Genomic DNA, 19151 nt, shown 5'->3' on the forward strand with positions numbered 1-19151 from the left:
GGAGCCCATGGTGAGCCGCACCGGCTTGCCGTTCTCACCGAGCACATCGACCTCGAAAGCATCGGTGTACTTGTTGCCGAGCTGGAAGATGTGGCCGATCTCGATGCCGCGGGCGGATACCAGGACGCCGCGCCCGTCGGGCGAGGGATCGCCGTCTCGCACCTCGGCGGCCTCGATGGTGCCGTCGGGGGTGAAATCGCGGCCCGCGACCAGGCCGACGACGTGCTTGCCCGGTTCGTCGGCGCCGGTGATCCAGCTGGTGCCGGTGCCGATGCGCGGGTCGACGAGGTAGCGAACACCGTTGGCCTGCAATGCCTTCGGGCCGATGTAGCCCTTGACCAGGAACGGGTTGGCGGCGAAATCGGCCTCGGTGAGCAGTTCCACCTCGGCGGGTTCGACCGCGGCGCCGAGGCGCTTGTCGTCGACCTCGCGATCGCCCGGAATGCCGACACCGAGCAGTTCGGTCTTACCGTCCGGGTGGCGCAGCTTGACCATGATGTTCTTCAGGGTGTCGGCCGCGGTGACAGGTTGCGCGGAGATGCCCGCACTGTTCGCCCAATCCACCAGCGTCGCGATGGTCGGGGTGCTCGGCGTGTCGTGTACGACGGCCGCGGGCAGGCCCTCGATGGGTTGCGGTTCGGCAGCGGGCGTGACCACCGCTTCCACATTCGCGGCGTAGCCGGACTCGCGGCACACCACGTAGGTGTCCTCACCGACCGGGCTGTCCGCCAGGAATTCCTCCGACGCGCTGCCACCCATCGCACCTGAGGTGGCCGCGACGATGACGTACTTGACGTCGAGCCGGTCGAAGATACGTTTGTAGGCCTCGCGATGCGCGTTGTAGCTGGCCTCGAGCCCGTCCTCGTCGAGATCGAAGGAGTAGGAGTCCTTCATGATGAATTCGCGGCCGCGCAGAATGCCCGCGCGAGGCCGCTCCTCATCGCGGTACTTGGTCTGGATCTGGTACAGCGTGACCGGCAGATCCTTGTACGAGCTGTATTCACCCTTCACGGTGAGCGCGAACAGCTCCTCGTGCGTAGGCCCCAGCAGATAGTCCGCGCCCTTGCGGTCCTGCAGCCGGAACAGGCCGTCACCGTATTCGGTCCACCGGTTGGTGGTCTCGTACGGTTCGCGCGGCAGCAGCGCGGGCAGCGAGATCTCCTGCGCGCCGATGGCGTTCATCTCCTCCCGCACGACCTGCTCGACCCGCCGCAGCACCCGCAGGCCCAGCGGCAGCCACGAGTACACGCCCGGGGCGATGCGCCGCACATATCCGGCGCGGACGAGGAGTTTGTGACTGGGCACCTCGGCGTCGGCGGGATCGTCGCGCAGGGTACGCAGGAACAGGTGGGAGAGGCGGGTGATCACGGAACGACAGGGTAGTCGCTGGCCGGACGATGTCTGCAACGCATTGGCCCATTTCGGCGTGATCGGGGGCTCTCCGTGGTTACGCAAGCTACCGCCTCCGAGCCCTGACCGATCACGCCGGTACCCTATCCGCTCGTGCTGGTGCTGCTGCCCCCTTCCGAAACCAAGTCCGATGGCGGAACCGATGTGCCGCTGGAGCTGGAGTCGCTGGCGATGCCGCAGCTCACGGCGGTGCGTGACCGGCTCATCGACGAGGTCGTCAAGCTGGCCGCCGACCCGGACGCTTCGCGCGCGGTGCTCGGCCTCGGCAAGGGGGCTGATACCGAGATCGCGCGCAATGCGACGCTGCGCACGTCAGCGACCCGGCCCGCGCTGGAGCGCTACACCGGCGTGCTCTACGACGCACTGGATGCCCGCTCCTTCACCAAGGTCCAACGCGCCAAGGCCTATGCCCGCCTCGGCATCGGCTCCGCCCTGTTCGGCGCCGTCCGCGCCGATGACCTCATCCCCGCCTACCGGCTCTCCGGTGGTTCCAAACTTCCCGGCCTGCCGACGCTTTCCGCGATCTGGCGCGATGTCCTGCCCGACGCCCTGGTCGCCGAAGCCGCCGGTGAACTCGTCATCGACCTGCGCTCGGGCACCTACCAGCAGCTCGGCCGCATCCCCGATGCCATCACCGCCAATGTCCTCACCGAACACCCCGACGGCTCCCGAACCGTGGTGAGCCACTTCAACAAACACCACAAGGGCCTACTCGCCCGCGCCCTCGTCCTTACCCGCGCCGACCCCACCGACATCCGCGCGGTAGCCGGCATAGCCACCAAATCCGGCCTCCGCACCGAAATAGCCTCCCCCACCGAACTCATCATCATCACCAGCTGATGTGCGGCTGGCGCATGACCAGCGCACCGCTCACATAGGTCGCAACTTATGTGCAGCCTGCACTGACTCTGTGCGAGCGCTTCACTCGCGCACCTACACCCACCGGGACCGCAAGGGTGACTTCCGCGAGCTCTGGATCGCCTGCATCAACGCACACCCGACGGACGGCTGGCACATGGCCGGTGCACGGCTCACATAGGTTGCAGCTTGTGCGCGGCGCGCACTGGGTCTGTGCGAGCGGTTCACTCGCGGAAGGCGGTTGGTTGCGGCGGGTTATTCGCGCTCGGTGGGGCGCCAGGTGCCTGCTCGGTGGATGCGGTGAGCGAAGGCCGCGGCTCGGGCCAGTCGGGTCAGCCAGCGGTCCGGGGTGTCCAGGTCAGGCCAGGTCCAGCGGACAACGGCCCAACCCAGCGCGCGCAGGGCGTCCTCACGGAGCTTTTCGGCGATCACGGTGGATTCGGGTGAGCCGCGGCGGGAGTTGTTGCGGTACTTGATCATTCCATCGAATTCGCCGATAACGCCCAGCGTCGGGAACAGGAAATCGACTCGGGCGACGAATCCGCCGTTGATATCCAGGACGGTCGACTGGAGTTCCGGTGCGGGCAGTCCGGCAGTGCACAACACAACCCGGCTCCGCGATTCGCCGGGGCTCTCGGCGCGGCCGTCGAGGAAGTCGATGACGCGGCGCGCGGCCGGGCAGCCCGGGCGGCCGTTCGCCCGCAGTAGTTGTTCCGCCAGTTCGGCGCTGCTGGTACGCCCGAGGCGCAGTGCCGCATCACCCACCACGACAGCTTGTTCGAACGGCACGGTTCTGGCCAGGTCGACGATCGTGCGCGCCACGGTCGTCACCCGCAGATCGCCGATCTGCACCACCTCATCCGACTCGATGGACGCGGCGTGCATCATGACCCGCTTCCCCTTGCGTGCCCCGGTTCTTCGATTGCGCGTCAAATGAACCCGTGCCAACGGAATCGACCACACCGGCAGACCGTGCACGACAGCCGCGGAGATATGACTGACGACGGCAGCTGAACTGGAGCCTGCGGCGACAGCACCGGTCAGCACCAGATGCCTTTGTTCAGTAGTCATTTCGCCGATATCGACCGCACTCAGGTACTGCCCCCGGCACACCCGCTGCCAAGGTCGCCTGCTCAGCTCACGTCCGGTGAATCCGGCTTCCAGCGCATTCCGACGGGAAATAGTTCGAGGTACGTCCACTCCCCGATGTTCTCGACCGACCCCACCCAGCCGAAAGCCCCAATCCACGGATTGTGGACAACTCGCCCCCTGTGCACAACTCCACACCACACACGCCATACCTGACCACCGAGCCACCTCCTGCGGCCTACCAGGCTCCGATGACCGCGCCGATCTTCTCATCCGCGGTGCGACGGCACGGACGAGTCCGAGCACGGCACCATGAGTGCCGCCGCCCCCTGCAGCGAGCATCCAGCAATGAGCCAGCCCGCAGTGGGCGCGAGGCCGTGACCGGCGGGTGGCGCATACCCAGTGAACGCCGCGCAAGAGTTGCAACCTATGCGCGGCGTCCACTATGTATGCGCCACCGCAGGCAGCGTGCTCAGGCCTCGCCAGGCAGCGAGCAGTAGGCACCGCGCTGTCCTGCGCGCGGTCAGCGCTGTGCGGCGGCCAACGCGGCTCGGATCTTGTCAGCAGCCGCGGGGGCAGCGGGGTGCTCCCAGAACGGAAGATCCGCGGCGTAGGGCTCGCCATAGGCGGGGGTATTGGGCTGGGCGCGCCAACTCTCGTTCAACGAGCCGACGTCGACTATGTCGTAGCCGAGGGTGTCGAGTAGTTCGGCGGCAGCCTTTTTCGCGTCGGCGTCGTCGCCTGCGATGGGGAGGGCCGAGCGGTCGGAGGCGGTGGAGGGGCGGGCGAGGGCGGCCAGGTGGGGATAGAAAATATTGTTGAAGGCCTTGACGACCTTCGAGGTCGGCAGGTGGCGTTGCAGCAGTTCACTGCTGGTGGTGGTGCCGTCCTCGAGTTCGGGGAAGGTGCCGTCGCGGTCCGGGTAGTAGTTGTTCGTGTCGATGACGACCTTGCCCGCCAGCGGCTCCACCGGAACCTGCCGGTAGTTCTTCAACGGCACCGTGACCACGACGATGTCACCGGCCGCGGCCGCCTCCGCGGCGGTGGCGGCACGGGCCCGTGGCCCGAGCTCGGCAACCAGCTCCGCCAGCGTCTCCGGCCCCCGCGAGTTACTGACCACGACATCGAGTCCGGCCGCGACGGCCAACCGTGCCAATGTGCCGCCGATATTCCCGCTGCCGATCAATCCAAGCGTTGTCATGCCCGGTCCCAACCGAGTTGAGGCCGCGATTGTTCCGACATGCCGTCGGTGCGCCCCGATGTCGCGGCTGGCGGTCACAGGCTTCGACGACGGTTACGCGGCGATGAGCAGCGCCGCCACCAGGACGCGGGGCGTCGATTCGACGCACTCGAACGCGCTGGAGCCGGCCAAGGAGCCGAATTCGGTGTCGAGGTCGGCTCTGGCGACCGCTGCAAAGCGCCGGCACCAGTCTCAAATGCGCGCCTGGCAGCCGAGAACCGCGTGGTCGGCGCGGCGCGAAGCTCGGTTCAGCTGATGACCTCGACCGCCATCAGCCGTCCCGCACGCCAAAACTCGGATGCGCGCGAAATGATCGGTCTGTAGTGTTCGGCGAGCGGCGGGGGAAGTCCGAAATACAGGGCCGCACAAGGAATGTGATGGCGTCGAGGGCGCCCGGGGAGGTAATTGATGACGAAGTTGAATCAGATCATCGCGGTGGAAAAGGGCGTCAAGAGCGGCGCGCTGCGCGAATTGGCCGAAACCCAGAGTCAGCTGCAGAAGCCGGGGCTGCTGTCCGGTATCGCGCGTACCTATCAGCCGAAAGATGAAGAGGGCGAACAGCTTCCCCCGGAGTCGACGCGGGTGCAGGTCAAGTCCGAGGAGGTGTTGCACCAGACGGCCGCGACGCTGACCCGGCTGTTCGATGTGACGGCGACCAAGGACTGGGCGAACTGCGAGGCCAAGGCCGACGTGCGCGTCGACGAGGAGACCCTGCTGGCCGCCGTACCGGTGTCGTACCTGCTGTTCCTGGAGAAGCAGCTGGCCGACCTGCACACCTTCGTCAAGAAGCTGCCGGTGCTCGACGCCGCCGAGGCCTGGGCATTCGACGATTCGTCCGACACCTGGCGCACCGACGCCGTGCGCACCATCCGCACCAGGAAGGTGCCACGCAACCACGTCAAGGCCGAGGCGACCGAGAAGCATCCGGCGCAGGTCGAGGTGTACTACGAGGACATCGCCATCGGCTACTGGACCACGGTGAAGTTCTCCGGTGCGCTGCCTGCCCGCCGGGTCAACGAGTTGGTCGAGCGCGTCGAAAAGCTTCAGCAGGCAGTCAAATTCGCCCGCGAGGAGGCCAACGGGAGCCAGGTCACCGACCGCAAGACCGGTGATGTGATCTTCCGTTACCTCTTCCGCTGAACCGGTCGGGGGCGAAAAATCGCCCCCGACCCCCAGACTCCCCCGCCGTGTGCGGGGGAAGCGCAAGAGCGCAAACTCAAACTGAAGATAAGCCTGAAGACACGGTGACAGTGCGGGTTCGAATCCCGCTCCGGGCACAGGCCCGGATAGCCCAATCGGTAGAGGCAGCCGGAATCTCAGACTCTCGCTCCAGATTGAGCATTCGCCGCCGAACACCCGATCACGAGGAAGGACACAATCGCGACGAGATACGGGTTCAAATCCCGTTCTTCCAGCCACAATGGAAGATGGTCTAATCGTATGACACGTCGTATCAGTTTGATCCGATCCCACCGACCCGGTGCGCGAATTTGGGTGGCACCAAGGAACCCGGGGGCAGGCTACGCCCTCGGGTTCCCTTGCGTTGGAACAGGAATGGTCAGAGCGCGTGCTTGTCGGTGAGTCCGAGCACGTGGTCGAGAATGTCCAGGCCTTCCTTGGCCTCGGTCTCGTCGATAATGCACGGCGGAACCACATGCAGCCGATTGAAATTGACGAATAGCAGCAGGCCCGCCGCCTTGGCCGCGGCAACGGTTTCGTTCATGGCCGCGCTGGTGCCGCCGTACGGTGCGAGCGGTTCGCGAGTTCGCTTGTCCCGCACCAGTTCCAGCGCCCAGAATACTCCGGTGCCGCGCACATCACCGATGCTGGGATGGCGTTCGGCGAGTTCGCGCAAGCCGGGTCCGAGTACGCGGGTACCGATATCGGCAGCGTTCTCCACGATTCGCTCGTCCCGCATCGCATTGATGGTCGCGACCGCGGCGGCCGTCGCGAGCGGATGACCCGAATAGGTCAGCCCGCCCGGATACGGACGGTCATCGAAGGTCGCCGCGATGGCGGGACTGATCGCGACACCGCCGAGCGGCACATAGCCGGAGTTCACCCCTTTGGCGAAGGTCAGCAGATCGGGCATAACACCCTCGAAATGCTCTATGGCGAACCACTTTCCGGTACGCCCGAACCCCGACATCACTTCATCGGCGATGAAGACGATGCCGTATTCGTCGCACAGCGCCCGGACACCCGCCATATACCCGGGCGGCGGAACCATGATTCCCGCTGTGCCGGGGATGGATTCGAGCACGATCGCCGCGATCGTGTCCGGACCCTCGAAAACAATGGTCTGCTCGAGATGCGCCAAAGCCCGTTCGGCTTCCTCGGTTTCGGTGCTCGCATGGAATTGCGAGCGGTACAGGAAAGGACCGAAAAAGTGGACGACTCCGCTATTGCCGTGGTCGTTGGGCCAGCGCCGCGGGTCGCCGGTGAGGTTGATCGCGGTCTCGGTGCCGCCGTGATAGGAGCGGTAGCGCGAAAGCACCTTGTAGCGGCCGGTATGCAGGCGCGCCAGCCGAACCGCGTGTTCGACGGCATCGGCGCCGCCATTGGTGAAGAAGATCTTGTCGAGTTCGCCCGGAGTCCGCTCGGCGATCAGCCGGGCGGCCTCGGAGCGAGCATCGTTGACGTGTTGCGGTGCGACGGTGCACAGCTTCGCAGCCTGCTCCTGTACCGCCGCAACGACTTTCGGATGCTGGTGACCGATATTGGTGTTCACCAGCTGCGAGGAGAAATCGAGCAGACGATTACCGTCGCCGTCCCATACGTAGCAGCCCTGGGCGGCCGTAATGGACATCGGCGTACGGTGCGCCTGCGCGGACCACGAGTGGAATACGTGGCGGCGGTCGAGTTCGTAGGCGCGGGCGGCGGCCAGCCGGGCGAGCTCGGGTGCCGATCCATTCGGGAGGGTCATCGAATTCTCCTGCGTAGCTACTTGTTCTGGGGGAATCCGAGTTCGAGTCCGCCGTGGCTGGGATCGAGCCAACGCGTCGTGACGGCCTTGCCACGGGTGAAGAAATGCACGCCCTCGATGCCGTGTGCATGCGAATCGCCGAACAGCGAATTCTTCCAGCCGCCGAAGCTGTAGTAGGCCATCGGCACCGGGATCGGCACATTGATGCCGACCATGCCGACCTCCACCTCATTGTGGAAGCGCCGGGCCGCGCCGCCGTCATTGGTGAAGATGGCCGTCCCGTTGCCATAGGGATTGTCGTTGACCAGTTCCAGCGCCTCGTCGTAGCTGTCGACGCGTACGACCGACAGGACCGGGCCGAAGATTTCATCGGTATAGACGCTCATCCCGCTACCCACATGATCGAGAACCGTTGGGCCGAGCCAGAATCCATCGGCTTCACCATCGACCTGGATGCCGCGACCGTCGAGAACGACACTGGCACCGTCGGATTCGCCCGCATCGATATAGGCGGCGACGCGATCGCGATGCTCGCGCGTCACCAGCGGACCCATATCGGTATCGCGGGTGCCGTCACCGGTCTTGATGGTCTTCGCGCGCTCGGTGATCTTGGCGACCAGTTCGTCGCCGACCGCACCGACCGCCAGCACCACGCTGATCGCCATACAGCGCTCGCCCGCGGAGCCGAATCCGGCATTCACCGCGGCATCGGCGGCCAGATCCAGATCGGCATCGGGCAGCACCACCATGTGGTTCTTGGCGCCGCCCAGCGCCTGCACGCGCTTACCGCTGGCGGTACCGCGCTGGTAGACGTACTTGGCGATAGGTGTGGAGCCGACGAACGAGACAGCCTTGATATGCGGATTGTCGAGCAGTTCGTCGACCGCGACCTTATCGCCCTGCAGCACATTGAAAACCCCTGCGGGCAAACCGGCTTCGTGCCACAGCTCGGCCAGCCACAGCGATGATGACGGATCCTTCTCGCTCGGCTTGAGCACCACGGTATTTCCGGCCGCGATCGCGATCGGGAAGAACCACATCGGCACCATCGCCGGAAAGTTGAACGGTGATATCACCGCGACCGGGCCCAGCGGCTGGCGGATCGAGAAGATGTCCACCTTCGTCGAGGCGTTCTCGGTGAATCCGCCCTTGATCAAATGCGGTACACCGCAGGCGAATTCGATCACTTCTAGGCCGCGGTTCACTTCGCCGAGCGCATCGGAGTGCACCTTGCCGTGTTCGGCGGTGATCAGTTTGGCAAGTTCTTCCTTGCGCTCGTTGAGCAGTTCGCGGAACCGGAACAGGATCTGTGTGCGCCGCGCCAGCGAGGTGTCACGCCATTCCGGGAACGCCGCCTTCGCCGATGCGATCACCGCCCTGGCATCCTCGACACCGGCCAGTGCGACCTGTCCGGTCACCACTCCGGTCGCCGGATTCGTCACCGGCGCGGTCGCCGAGCTCGTGCCCGCGAAGGGTTTGCCGTCGAGCCAGTGCGCGATCGTCTGCATATCTCCTCGATTCGATCCTGAGCGCCGGATGGTGTCGTGGTTTCGACTCTGCACCATCGCTGCCCGATTTCGGCCAGACGTTCTGTATGCGATTCCGGATTTCCTATTACGATTTGTCAGATGCTGCTCTCTGTCGCCGATGTGCTGGCCATGCCGGTTGTGCGCGCGGGCGAGCCGGAGGTCGTCGGTGCGGCGGCGCTGGATCGGCCGGTGCGGTGGGTGCACGTCAGCGACCTGCCGGATGTCGCCGAGTTGCTGGTCGGCGGGGAATTGATGCTGACTACGGGCTTGGCATTGACCGGCAGCGACGAGTCGACGGTCGCGTATCTGAATTCGCTGGCCGACGCGGGGGTGGCCGGACTGGTCATCGAACTCGGCGACGCCGTGCCGCGGTTATCGCCGATCATCGCCGAGACCGCCGACGCACTCGGACTCCCGGTCATCGCGCTGCATCGCGTCACCCGCTTCGTGGAAATCACCGAGGCCGTGCACCGAGTGATCGTGGCCGACCAGTATGCCGAACTCGAATTCGCGCGCACCGTGCACGAGACCTTCACCGAGCTCAGCGTGCGCCGCGCCGCGCTGGCCGAAATCGTCGAGACGGCCGCCGACATGCTCGATTCCTCGGTCGTACTGGAAGATCTGGCGCATCGGGTGCTGGCGTTGACCGCCCGGCACACCAGCACCTCGGCGATTCTGGAGAACTGGGAGACCACCTCGCGACTGCTGCCGGAGGGCTGGGATGTGGTCCAGGTCGGCCCGCATACCCAGCGCTGGGGTCGGTTGATCCTGCGTTCGAGCGGGCTGGCGACGCCGCGTGCCCGCATGGTGCTCGAGCGTGCCGCACAGACGCTGACGCTGCACCGGATGATCGATAAGGATCGCTTCGGCCTGCATCGTCAAGCGCAGACCGGACTCATCGACGATATGGTCAACGGTCGCGTCCTCGACGAGCGCGATGCGCAGGCCAGGGCCGCCGCGTTGGGCCTGTTGACCCGACGCGCGCACTACGTTCCGCTCGCGATAGACGTTGCCGCCCTTGCCGAATCCGATCAGGTCGCCAGGCAGCGCCGCAGCGCGGGCGTGCTCGACGCGGTCATCCACGGTCTCGGACTGTCGAACGCGACCGCATTGACCGCGGCCGAGCACGGCGACCGGGTCGGCATGGTGCTCGCGGTCCCGCGCAGCGCCGATCTCGATGACACGCTCCGCATCGTGTGCTCGGCGATCATCGCCGAGGTGCGGCGGGTGGAGGGGGTGCGGCGGGTGGTCATAGGCGTTGGCGCGGAAGCGGATTCACTGCTCGACACCGCACGCGAATTGGCGCAGGCGGCGCATGTCGCCGAGGTCGCGTTATCGCTGGACGCGGCATCTGATCGGCCGCGCTCCCGGGACGCCACGTGGTCACGTTCCGCCACCGCCACCGCGTCCGTCGCTCGCGCGGGGGTGCCGCGGGCGTTCTATCGCAGCGGCGATATCCGGCTGCGCGGACTGCTCTCGTTGATCCGCAATGATCCCGGCGTGCAGAGCTTCGCCGAAACGGAACTGAGCGCGTTGCTGCGCTACGACATTCGGCATGCGGCCGATCTGACCCGCACGTTGCGACAGTTCCTCGACGTCGCGGGCAATAAGACCGAACTCGCCAAGCGACTCAATATCAGCAGACCGACCCTCTACGACCGGCTCGCCCGCATCGAGCGGATTCTCGACGTCGACCTCGAGGACGGTGAATCCCGTACCTCACTGCATACCGCACTGCTCATTCGCGATCTGACCGCCGACTCGAACTCCAGGACCGACAGGTGATTTCGACCGGATCGGGAATGTTCACGAGTCGGCAACCGTTCCATCAACCCATGACAGCTGTGCTCTCCGAGGAATTGAAGAAGTACCTGGACGAGTCGAAGGTCTTCGCGACCGCGGCGACGATCGGACCGAACGGACAACCCCATTTGACCGTCATCTGGCTCGAGCGCGATGGCGACGACCTGCTGTTCTCCACGACGGTGGATCGGCAGCAGGGCAAGAACCTCGCCCGTGATCCGCGGATCACGATAATGATCAATCCACCGGATAATCCGTACGTGTACGCGGAGATTCGCGGCACCGCCACGATCACCCCCGATCCCGACAAGACGCTCCCCGACAAGCTGTCGGCGCACTACACCGGGCTGCCGTACGTCGAATTCAACCCCGCCTCCGTCAATGACGGACCGCGCGTAATCGTGCGTGTGACCCCGCGCAAGGTCGCCGGTCGCCTGTGAGCTCACGGCCGGGCGGATCAGCCCTGTCCGGCCTCTTCCCTTGCGTGCTGCGCCTGGCCGACCTCGGCCGCCGTGTAGCGCAATGTCAGTGCCACCAGCCCCACCAGCAGTGCGCCGATGGCGGTGACGAAAAGCACCAGCGTGTAACCACTTCCGAGCGCATCCAACTCCGCGGGCGTCATACCGGCGGGCTTACCCGTTCGCCCGCCGAGCGACAGCGTGCGGGATGCGGCGACCGGCGCGAGCAGGCCGATCGCGACGGGTGTGCCGAGGTTCATGAACATCTGACCGACCGCGGAGAGCGGGCCGATATTCTTCGGCGCGACACCGACCAATACGCACAGCGGGACGATCACCACGGCGACACCGATGCCGAATCCGATCATGATGAAAAGTCCCAGCAGGGTCGGCCAGTACGGCACGCCCCGTTCGAGCGTCGAGCCGAACAGCAGTCCGACGACGAGAATCGCCGCGGCACCGCTCAACAGCCAGCGCGGCGCGACCGTCATCGCCAGTTGCGAAGCCGTGGCGGTGCCCATACCAGCGCCGATGGTGAACGGGATGAACGCGACCCCGGCGACCAGCGGGCTGTAGCCGACGACATTCTGAACGAACAATCCCGCGAAAAAGGTTGTCGCGGCCAGCACTCCGCTGGCCAGGAAGATGGCGCCGAAGGTGGCGACCCGATCGCGCTTATCGAATAGCGACCAGGGCAGCAGCGGGTTGTCCACCCACCGTTCGGCGAGCACGAAGACGATCAACACCACCAGACCGGCAACGATCGAACCGATGATGACCGGACTGTCCCAGCCGAATTCGGGTGCCTCGGTCGCGCCGAATACTAGAGACGCGCAGGCGAGGGTGCCGAGTACGGCCCCGCGCACGTCCAGGGGTAGTCGCTGATGGGTGGTGTCGCGCAGCCGCAGCGCCGCGCCCGCGAGGATCAACGCACCGATTGGCACATTGATCAAGAAGATCCACCGCCAGCTCACCTCGGTGAGCGCACCGCCGATCACCAGTCCGCCGACCGAGCCGACCGCCATCATGGAGCCGAAGATCGCGATCGCCTGATTACGCACCCGGCCGGGCGCGAAAGTGGTCGCTACCAGGGCAAGTGCGGTCGGGGCCGCGAGCGCGGCGCCGGTGCCCTGGATCGCGCGGGCCGCGATCAGCATGCCCTCGTTCTGCGCGAGTCCGCACAGCAGCGAGGCCAGTGTGAACAGTGCGACGCCGACGATGAACATGCGTTTGCGGCCGAAGGAGTCGCCGATCCGGCCGCCGAGCAACATCAGACCCGCGAACGGCAGACCGTAGGCGGTGACCATCCAGGCACTACCTGAGCTCGATAGACCCAGTTCGTCTTGTAGTCGGGGCAGGGCGAGAATCACCACCGTGCCATCGAGCACGACCATCAATTGCAGCCCGCTCAGCACCAGGATCGCCAGGCCGAAGGCCCGCCGCGTCACCGGATATGGCGTCGTAGCGGGATTGTCTGGCACAGTCAGCCACTGTAGTCAGAGCGACGGATGACAGGTAGCGGCCCGGTCCGCGGCACCACCGGCATGGAGCCGGTCCGCTGCGATTCCTCTTGCGCGTGCTGTGCCTCGGCCAGTTGTCTCGGCGAATAGCGCAATGTCAGCGCGATGAAGCCCGCCAGCACCGCGACCAGCGAGCAGACCGCGAGCACCAGCGTGTATCCGCTGCCGAGCGCAAAGATCTCGGCCTCGTTCATATCCGCCGCCTTACCGGTGCGCCCGCCCATCGACATGGTGCGCGATGCCGCGATGGGAGTGAGCAGACCGATGAATACCGGTGTCGCCAGGTTCATGAACATCTGGCTCACCGCGGACAGCGGACCGATATCGGACGCAGGCACCCCCACGAGCACGCACAGCGGCGCGAGCACCATTGCCACGCCGACACCGAAGCCGATCACTATCAAGAGCGGCAGCAGGGTGGTCAGGTAGTTCACGCCGCCGTCGAGCTGCGAGCCGACCAGCAGTCCGGCGGCCAGGACGAATGCCGCGCCGCACACCAACCAGCGCGGTGCGACGAACAGCGCCGCCTTGGTGGCCACCGCGCCGCCGATGCCGATGCCGATGGTGAACGGGATCGAAGCGATACCCGCGACCAGCGGGCCGTAGCCGAGCACGTTCTGCAGGAACTGCGCGACGAAGAAGGTCATCGCGCCGAGCACGCCGCCGGCCAGGAAGATCAGCATGAAGGTGGTGACCCGATCGCGACTGTCGAACAGCGACCACGGCAGCAGCGGATCATCGACGGTGCGCTCGACCACTACGAAGACGATCAGCAGCACCGCACCCGCCACCAGCGCACCGATAACGGCCGGACTGCCCCAGCCCAACTCGGGCCCCTCGGTCGCGCCGAACACCACCGACGCGCAGGCCACGGTGCCGAGCACCGCGCCACGGATATCGAGTGGCGATCGGTGGTGTTCGGTATCCGCGAGCTGGAACAGGGCACCGAGAATGATCAATACGCCGATGGGCACATTGATCAGGAAGATCCACCGCCAGGACAGCTGGGTCAGCGCGCCGCCGACCACCAGACCGCCGACCGAGCCGATGCCGACCATCGAGCCGACGATCGCAATGGCCTGATTACGCGCCTTTCCCGGCGCGAACGTGGTCGCCACCAGCGCGAATGCCGTCGGCGCCGCAATCGCCGCGCCCGCGCCCTGCACGGCGCGAGCCGCGATCAGCATGGCCTGGCCCTGCGCCAACCCGCACAGCAGCGAGGCGACTGTGAACAACGCGACGCCCAGCATCAGCATCGGCTTACGACCGAACGTGTCTCCGAGCCGCCCGCCGAGCAGCATCAGACCGGCGAAGGTCAGGCCGTAGGAGGTCACCGTCCACGCGCCGCCCGCGCTGGACATGCCCATCTCTTCCTGCAGTCGGGGCAGCGCGAAAATGACCACGGTGCCGTCGAGCACAACCATCAGCTGCAGCCCGCTCAGCACGAGTATGGCGAGCCCGAAGGCCCGCTGCGTCACCGGATACTGCATCTTCGCAGGGGGATTATCGAGCACGGTGAGCCACTGTAATTGATCCGGAACCCAGGTCTCCGCTCCCGCGGGTGCGATTCATCTAGTCATAGCGAAAGTCACTGGGCGGTTGTGACACCTTCCAGTTGCGGGATCCCAGCGGTTGTGCGGCATCACCCGGCGGAGGACTCGGCTCGCGGTGCGGCGGATTCGGCGGAGAAGCCCGCTGTGGGGCCGATCACAACGATCGCCGGCGGGCGGATGGCTTCTTCGCGAACGCGGGCGGCAACAGTGCCGAGGTCCGCGCGCAGGACGCGCTGGGTGCGGAGGGTGCCCTCCTGGATCACTGTTGCCGGGGTGTCGGCCGGTCGGCCGCCCTCGATGAGAGCGGTGGCGAATTGTTCGATGCGCTCGACCGCCATCATGAGCACGATGGTGCCGCGCAGGCGGGCCAGGGCGGGCCAGTCGACCAGGGAATCCGGGTGGTCGGGTGCGACGTGGCCGCTGACCACCACGAATTCGTGGGTGACGCCGCGATGGGTCACCGGAATGCCCGCGGCGGCGGGGACGGAGATGGGGCTGGTGATACCGGGAACCACGGTCACCGGAATGCCCGCCTCGACGCAGGCCTCGAGCTCCTCGTAGCCGCGCCCGAACACATACGGGTCGCCGCCCTTGAGCCGCACCACGAACTTGCCCGCCTTGGCGCCCTCGATCAGCGCGGAATTGATCGCCTCCTGCGCCATCGCCCGCCCGTACGGAATCTTGGCCGCGTCGATCACCTCGACGTCCGGGCCGAGTTCGGCGAGCAGTTCCGGCGGTGCGAGCCGGTCGGCGACAACGAGATTCGCGCGGGCCAGCAGGCGGCGGCCGCGCACCGTGATCAGATCCGGATCGCCGGGACCGCCGCCGACCAGCGCGACGCCCGGGGTGATCGGTGTCGAATCGTCGGTCACCACACCTGATTGCAGCGCCTCGAGCAGCGCATTTCGCACCGCGGCGGACCGCCGGTGCTGACCACCGGCGAGCACGCCGAGCGTCAGGCCGTCATGCCGAGCCGTCGCCGGCGTTACCGCGGTGCCCAGCCGCGCGATATCGGCGCGCACACAGAAGATCCGTCGTCGCGTGGCCTCCTCGACGACCGCCGCATTGGTCTCGGGTTCGTCGGTGCATGCGATCGCGTACCAGGCGCCGTCGAGATCGCCGTCGGCGTAGGCGCGCAATGTCAGCGTGAGTTGCCCCGACGTAGCCATTCCCTCCACGGCCGGGGTGACTTCGCGACTGATGACGTGCACGTCCGCCCCGGAGGCGATCAATAGGCCGAGCCTGCGCTGCGCCACCGTGCCGCCGCCGACCACGACCACGCGCCGCCCATTGAGATCGAGCCCGACCAGGTAGTTCGGATCACTCGCGGGACGGTCGTCCGGGTTGATTTCCGGCTGGTCATCGGCAGGTACTGACGTGTTCGGCACAGTGTTCGAGACTACGTCCTGCGTGCGCGTGCCCGGCAATCACCCGCCGCGAGGGCGCAATAACGAGCACCGTGCCGGTCGTGGATCGCAGGGACGGCCTCCCTATGCTTGGGGTGACGGTACCTGGAGCAATCAGACCAGCAGGTTGGAGCCATGACACAGGCAGAGCAACTGCTGGAGGTCGCATATCAGGAGGCACTACGCGGCCGGACCGAAGGCGGGATTCCGATCGGCGCGGCCCTGTTCGCGGCCGATGGCACCCTGCTCGGACGCGGGCACAACCGGCGGGTGCAGTCCGGCGATCCCAGCATGCACGCCGAAACCGATGCGTTCCGTAATGCGGGCCGCCGCCGCGACTACGGCTCGACCATCATGGTGACCACCCTGTCACCGTGCTGGTACTGCAGCGGGCTGGTGCGCCAGTTCGGGATCGGCGCGGTGATCATCGGAGAAGCACAGACCTTCCACGGCGGGCATGACTGGCTGGCCGAGCACGGCGTCGCGGTGACCGTACTCGAGGACAAGCGCTGCATCGACCTGATGACCGAATTCATTGCCGACCAACCGCTGCTCTGGCACGAAGACATCGGGGTAGCCGGGGATTGACGTCGGACAAACGATTTCAGCGGAAGTACGGATAGTCCTGCACCCAGTTGAATCCACGGCCGCGCAGCGGAAAGCTGTTCAGATCGACCTGCTGCAAGGTGATGGTCACCGGCCGACCGTTCAGCTGTCCGTTGAGCGTCAGACGGTCGGGCGCGGGCTGTTCGAAGGTGAAGTCGGCGATCTGGGCGGGTTGCGCGTCCGGCTGCTCCGGTGGCGCGGACACCGAGATCTTGTGGGCGGCGGTATCGACAGCGGGGACGGCGGGCACCAGGGTGCCGTCCATCTTCTGGTAGGTCATTACCTGCACATCGAAAACGACTCGCTGCCAACGTGTCTCGTCGGTGGTCAGCGGCGGTACCGGCGCGCCGTCCTGGGTGAATTCCGATACCGCCCAGATCCCGTACAGCGGCGGCTTGGGGCTGCCACCGCCGCCTTCGTTCCAGTACTTCAGTCCGGTGTGCACGAAACCCGCTGCCATCCACAGGCCGAGTACGACTTGCAGCGCGATCGCGATCCGGCGAATTCGGTTGCCGCGGAACGGATCCGGTTGCGTGGCCGGGTCGGACGGCCGGTTCAGCACCAGCACATTCGCCAACCGCCGCGCCTGCGGTGCGAGCAGCACCATGCTCAGCAGCATGAGGTGGAAGGCCAGGATCTTGACCGGGACGTCGAAGGTCATATTGAGCACGAACACCTGCGCCAAGCTCACCAGGCTCAGCATCGCGCCGAGCGTCGCCGTCCTCGGCAGGAAGAGCAGCAGTCCGCCCAGCACTTCGGCACAGCCGAGCAGGATCTCGTAGGTGGGTGAACTCCCGACCTGGTTCCACAACACCGAGGCGGGGCTGAACTCACCGTAGGGTTGCAGCAGTTTCGCCAGCGGCGGCTCCGGCATCTGCGTCGGAATCGCCTTGGCGAACCCGTAGAGCAGCATCTGCCCGCCCAGGCACATCCGGATGAAGAGCAGGAACCAGGCCTGCAGCTGCCGATAGTTCGGCCTGCGCCGGTCCAGCGCGGTCCAGATGAGGGTCGCCACCGCGGCGGCGATCAGCACACAGAAGACGAATGTCCACATGAAGTATTGATCGCCGCTGCCCGAATCCTCGCGCAGCACGACATCGGTATCGAAGAACAGTCGTCCGGCCGGCTCGATGATCGGGCGCAAAGCGCGGAATTCCCAGAGCACCGCATTGTCCGACAGCGATTCGGCGAGCAGTCCGGCGAAGGCGAAGGGAATCTGGGTGAACAGCAGGCAGAACAGTCCGAAATAGCCGAAGGAGAACCGAAAAGCGATCCTGGTCAACGGATTCCACCGCACGGGCTGCTCGGGCGGTATGACGCTTTCTGCCCGATCGAGAACCTCTACACCGACCGCACTCACACCGATCCCTCCCTCTCACGACTCCACGTCAGCCGACGGTATCGGTGCCAGAGCCCGACCGCTTCCAGGAAAACCCCGATTCCACCCCCTTCCCGCGGCGTACGCGACTCCGCCGGAAGTATGACCCCCGCCTGGTGCAGTGGATTGTCAATACCGAATATCACCCAGTGAGGGTCGCTCGATTTCTTCGAATTTCTACGGTAAGCATCGACTAGAACGCGTTACAGTTTCCGCAGGCACATGCGTCAGGAGGACAAAGAATGGCCGACGATCCCGATCCCACCGCGCGGCGGCAGCTGACCGTCAGCGCGCGGGACCTCGACACCCTCGCCGAGGACCTGTCCCGGTGGCTGGACGGCAAGGTCCACGCGGATCACCCGCCCAGGATTTCGGCGCTGTCGCGGCCGCAGGGTGCGGGGATGTCGAGTCCGACGGTGCTCTTCGACGCCGAATGGAGTGTGGACGGGCGCGCGGACGGCGGTTCGTTCGTAGCCAGGATGACACCGGAGGCCGACTCGTTCCCGGTCTTCGAAAACTACGACCTGGAGCTGCAATACCAGATCATGGCCGGGGTCGCGGCCGCCTCGGCGGTGCCGGTCCCCGAGCTGTGCTGGCTGGAGACCGACGAGAAGCCGCTCGGCACAAAGTTTTTCGTGATGCGGCGGGTCGAGGGCCGAGTGCCGTCGGACAATCCGCCGTATGTCTTCATCGGCTGGCTCTTCGACGCCAGTCCCGAGGAGCGGGCGGAATTGACCGCGAAGACCGTCGAGGTCATTGCGAAGGTGCACGAAATCTCCGATCCGGCAACGCGATTCCCGATGCTCGACGGTCCTGGTCAAGCGCTGCGCCGACATGTCGAATGGCATCGCAACTGGTACCGCTGGGCATTGGCCGATGACGGCTACCCGATTCCGCTGATCGAGCGAACCTTCGACTGGCTCGACGCGCACTGGCCCGCCGATCCCGGTCCGGACGTATTGAGTTGGGGCGATTCGCGACCGGGCAACATTCTGTACGACGGCTTCACCCCGGTCGGTGTACTCGATTGGGAGATGGCCGGACTCGGCCCGCGCGAACTGGATATCGCCTGGGTCATCTTCATTCACCGCTTCTTCCAGGACCTTGCCACCCGCTTCGATCAGCCCGGACTGCCGGACTTCCTGCGGCGCGCGGATGTCGTCGCGAAATACGAGGAGACAACCGGATATACGGTTCGGGATCTCGACTTCTACATCGTGTACGCCGCGCTGCGGCACGCGATCGTGATGGCCAGGGTCAAGCGCCGGATGATCCACTTCGGCGAGGACACCGACACCCCCGATCGCGACGACTACGTGATGCACCGAGCAAGCCTGGAGGCGCTGCTCGACGGAACCTACGAATGGGATTAGAG

The 19151-nt window shown here is 65.9% G+C and carries 16 protein-coding genes and 1 tRNA gene; 8 read left to right on the forward strand and 9 right to left on the reverse strand.

The features are described from left to right. The coding region (locus ON44_RS22065; protein WP_040693092.1) for a proline--tRNA ligase at positions 1 to 1368 on the reverse strand (1368 nt) is incomplete at its 3' end. Between the two features lie 135 nt (positions 1369 to 1503). On the opposite strand from ON44_RS22065, the gene yaaA reads away from it, so the two are divergent. After that, positions 1504 to 2250, forward strand: coding sequence for a peroxide stress protein YaaA (gene yaaA, locus ON44_RS22070; RefSeq protein ID WP_040693093.1), 747 nt, complete (start codon positions 1504 to 1506; stop codon positions 2248 to 2250). Positions 2251 to 2523: 273 nt separating this feature from the next. Here yaaA and ON44_RS22075 read toward each other — a convergent pair whose 3' ends face one another. Together ON44_RS22075 and ON44_RS22080 are read right to left on the reverse strand one after the other, a co-directional pair. Further along, positions 2524 to 3468 carry a hypothetical protein gene (locus ON44_RS22075; RefSeq protein ID WP_157187252.1) on the reverse strand — a complete coding sequence of 315 codons (945 nt, stop codon included), beginning with the start codon at positions 3466 to 3468 and terminating at the stop codon, positions 2524 to 2526. Positions 3469 to 3880: 412 nt separating this feature from the next. Beyond that, a complete protein-coding gene (locus ON44_RS22080; protein WP_040693095.1) occupies positions 3881 to 4558 on the reverse strand; it encodes an NADPH-dependent F420 reductase in 678 nt (225 codons plus the stop codon). A gap of 58 nt (positions 4559 to 4616) precedes the next feature. On the opposite strand from ON44_RS22080, the gene ON44_RS22085 reads away from it, so the two are divergent. From ON44_RS22085 to ON44_RS50365, 3 genes are all read left to right on the forward strand, one after another. Next, positions 4617 to 4853 (forward strand): hypothetical protein, encoded by a 237-nt coding sequence (locus tag ON44_RS22085; protein ID WP_157187253.1) that lies wholly within the window; start codon positions 4617 to 4619, stop codon positions 4851 to 4853. A gap of 152 nt (positions 4854 to 5005) precedes the next feature. Then, on the forward strand, positions 5006 to 5737 hold the full coding sequence (locus tag ON44_RS22090) for a DUF7873 family protein (RefSeq protein WP_040693099.1): 732 nt from the start codon (positions 5006 to 5008) through the stop codon (positions 5735 to 5737). A 143-nt stretch (positions 5738 to 5880) separates the two neighbouring features. Next, positions 5881 to 6015 (forward strand) — tRNA-OTHER (locus ON44_RS50365). Positions 6016 to 6155: 140 nt separating this feature from the next. Here ON44_RS50365 and ON44_RS22095 read toward each other — a convergent pair. Then, a complete protein-coding gene (locus ON44_RS22095; RefSeq protein ID WP_040693100.1) occupies positions 6156 to 7523 on the reverse strand; it encodes an aspartate aminotransferase family protein in 1368 nt (455 codons plus the stop codon). A gap of 17 nt (positions 7524 to 7540) precedes the next feature. Next, positions 7541 to 9031, reverse strand: a complete 1491-nt coding sequence (locus ON44_RS22100; protein WP_040693102.1) for a CoA-acylating methylmalonate-semialdehyde dehydrogenase — start codon at positions 9029 to 9031, stop codon at positions 7541 to 7543. Positions 9032 to 9151: 120 nt separating this feature from the next. Here ON44_RS22100 and ON44_RS22105 point away from each other — a divergent pair, with 120 nt between their 5' ends. Beyond that, positions 9152 to 10837 (forward strand): PucR family transcriptional regulator, encoded by a 1686-nt coding sequence (locus ON44_RS22105; protein ID WP_040693103.1) that lies wholly within the window; start codon positions 9152 to 9154, stop codon positions 10835 to 10837. A 50-nt stretch (positions 10838 to 10887) separates the two neighbouring features. After that, positions 10888 to 11295: a PPOX class F420-dependent oxidoreductase gene (locus ON44_RS22110; RefSeq protein ID WP_040693134.1), complete on the forward strand. Its 408-nt coding sequence runs from the start codon at positions 10888 to 10890 to the stop codon at positions 11293 to 11295. A 17-nt stretch (positions 11296 to 11312) separates the two neighbouring features. Here ON44_RS22110 and ON44_RS22115 read toward each other — a convergent pair whose 3' ends face one another. The 3 genes from ON44_RS22115 to cobA all read right to left on the reverse strand — a co-directional run bounded on the left by ON44_RS22115 (position 11313) and on the right by cobA (position 15735). Next, complete coding sequence (locus ON44_RS22115) at positions 11313 to 12794, reverse strand: MFS transporter (RefSeq protein ID WP_040693105.1); 1482 nt, start codon at positions 12792 to 12794, stop codon at positions 11313 to 11315. Between the two features lie 2 nt (positions 12795 to 12796). Continuing rightward, the gene (locus ON44_RS22120) at positions 12797 to 14323 is read right to left on the reverse strand and encodes an MFS transporter (RefSeq protein WP_083898059.1); all 1527 of its coding nucleotides are present in this window, start codon (positions 14321 to 14323) and stop codon (positions 12797 to 12799) included. A 152-nt stretch (positions 14324 to 14475) separates the two neighbouring features. After that, positions 14476 to 15735: a uroporphyrinogen-III C-methyltransferase gene (cobA, locus tag ON44_RS22125; protein ID WP_040693140.1), complete on the reverse strand. Its 1260-nt coding sequence runs from the start codon at positions 15733 to 15735 to the stop codon at positions 14476 to 14478. A 192-nt stretch (positions 15736 to 15927) separates the two neighbouring features. Here cobA and ON44_RS22130 point away from each other — a divergent pair, with 192 nt between their 5' ends. Next, a complete protein-coding gene (locus tag ON44_RS22130; protein ID WP_040693107.1) occupies positions 15928 to 16380 on the forward strand; it encodes a nucleoside deaminase in 453 nt (150 codons plus the stop codon). Positions 16381 to 16396: 16 nt separating this feature from the next. On the opposite strand, the gene ON44_RS22135 is transcribed toward ON44_RS22130, so the two are convergent. After that, positions 16397 to 17758 (reverse strand): hypothetical protein, encoded by a 1362-nt coding sequence (locus ON44_RS22135; protein WP_040693109.1) that lies wholly within the window; start codon positions 17756 to 17758, stop codon positions 16397 to 16399. Between the two features lie 260 nt (positions 17759 to 18018). Between ON44_RS22135 and ON44_RS22140 the strand changes: the two genes are divergently transcribed. After that, the gene (locus ON44_RS22140) at positions 18019 to 19149 is read left to right on the forward strand and encodes a phosphotransferase family protein (RefSeq protein ID WP_040693112.1); all 1131 of its coding nucleotides are present in this window, start codon (positions 18019 to 18021) and stop codon (positions 19147 to 19149) included. Positions 19150 to 19151: the final 2 nt, after the last annotated feature.

It is taken from the genome of Nocardia vinacea NBRC 16497 (assembly GCF_000308835.1).
In the GTDB taxonomy this organism is placed as follows: domain Bacteria; phylum Actinomycetota; class Actinomycetes; order Mycobacteriales; family Mycobacteriaceae; genus Nocardia; species Nocardia vinacea.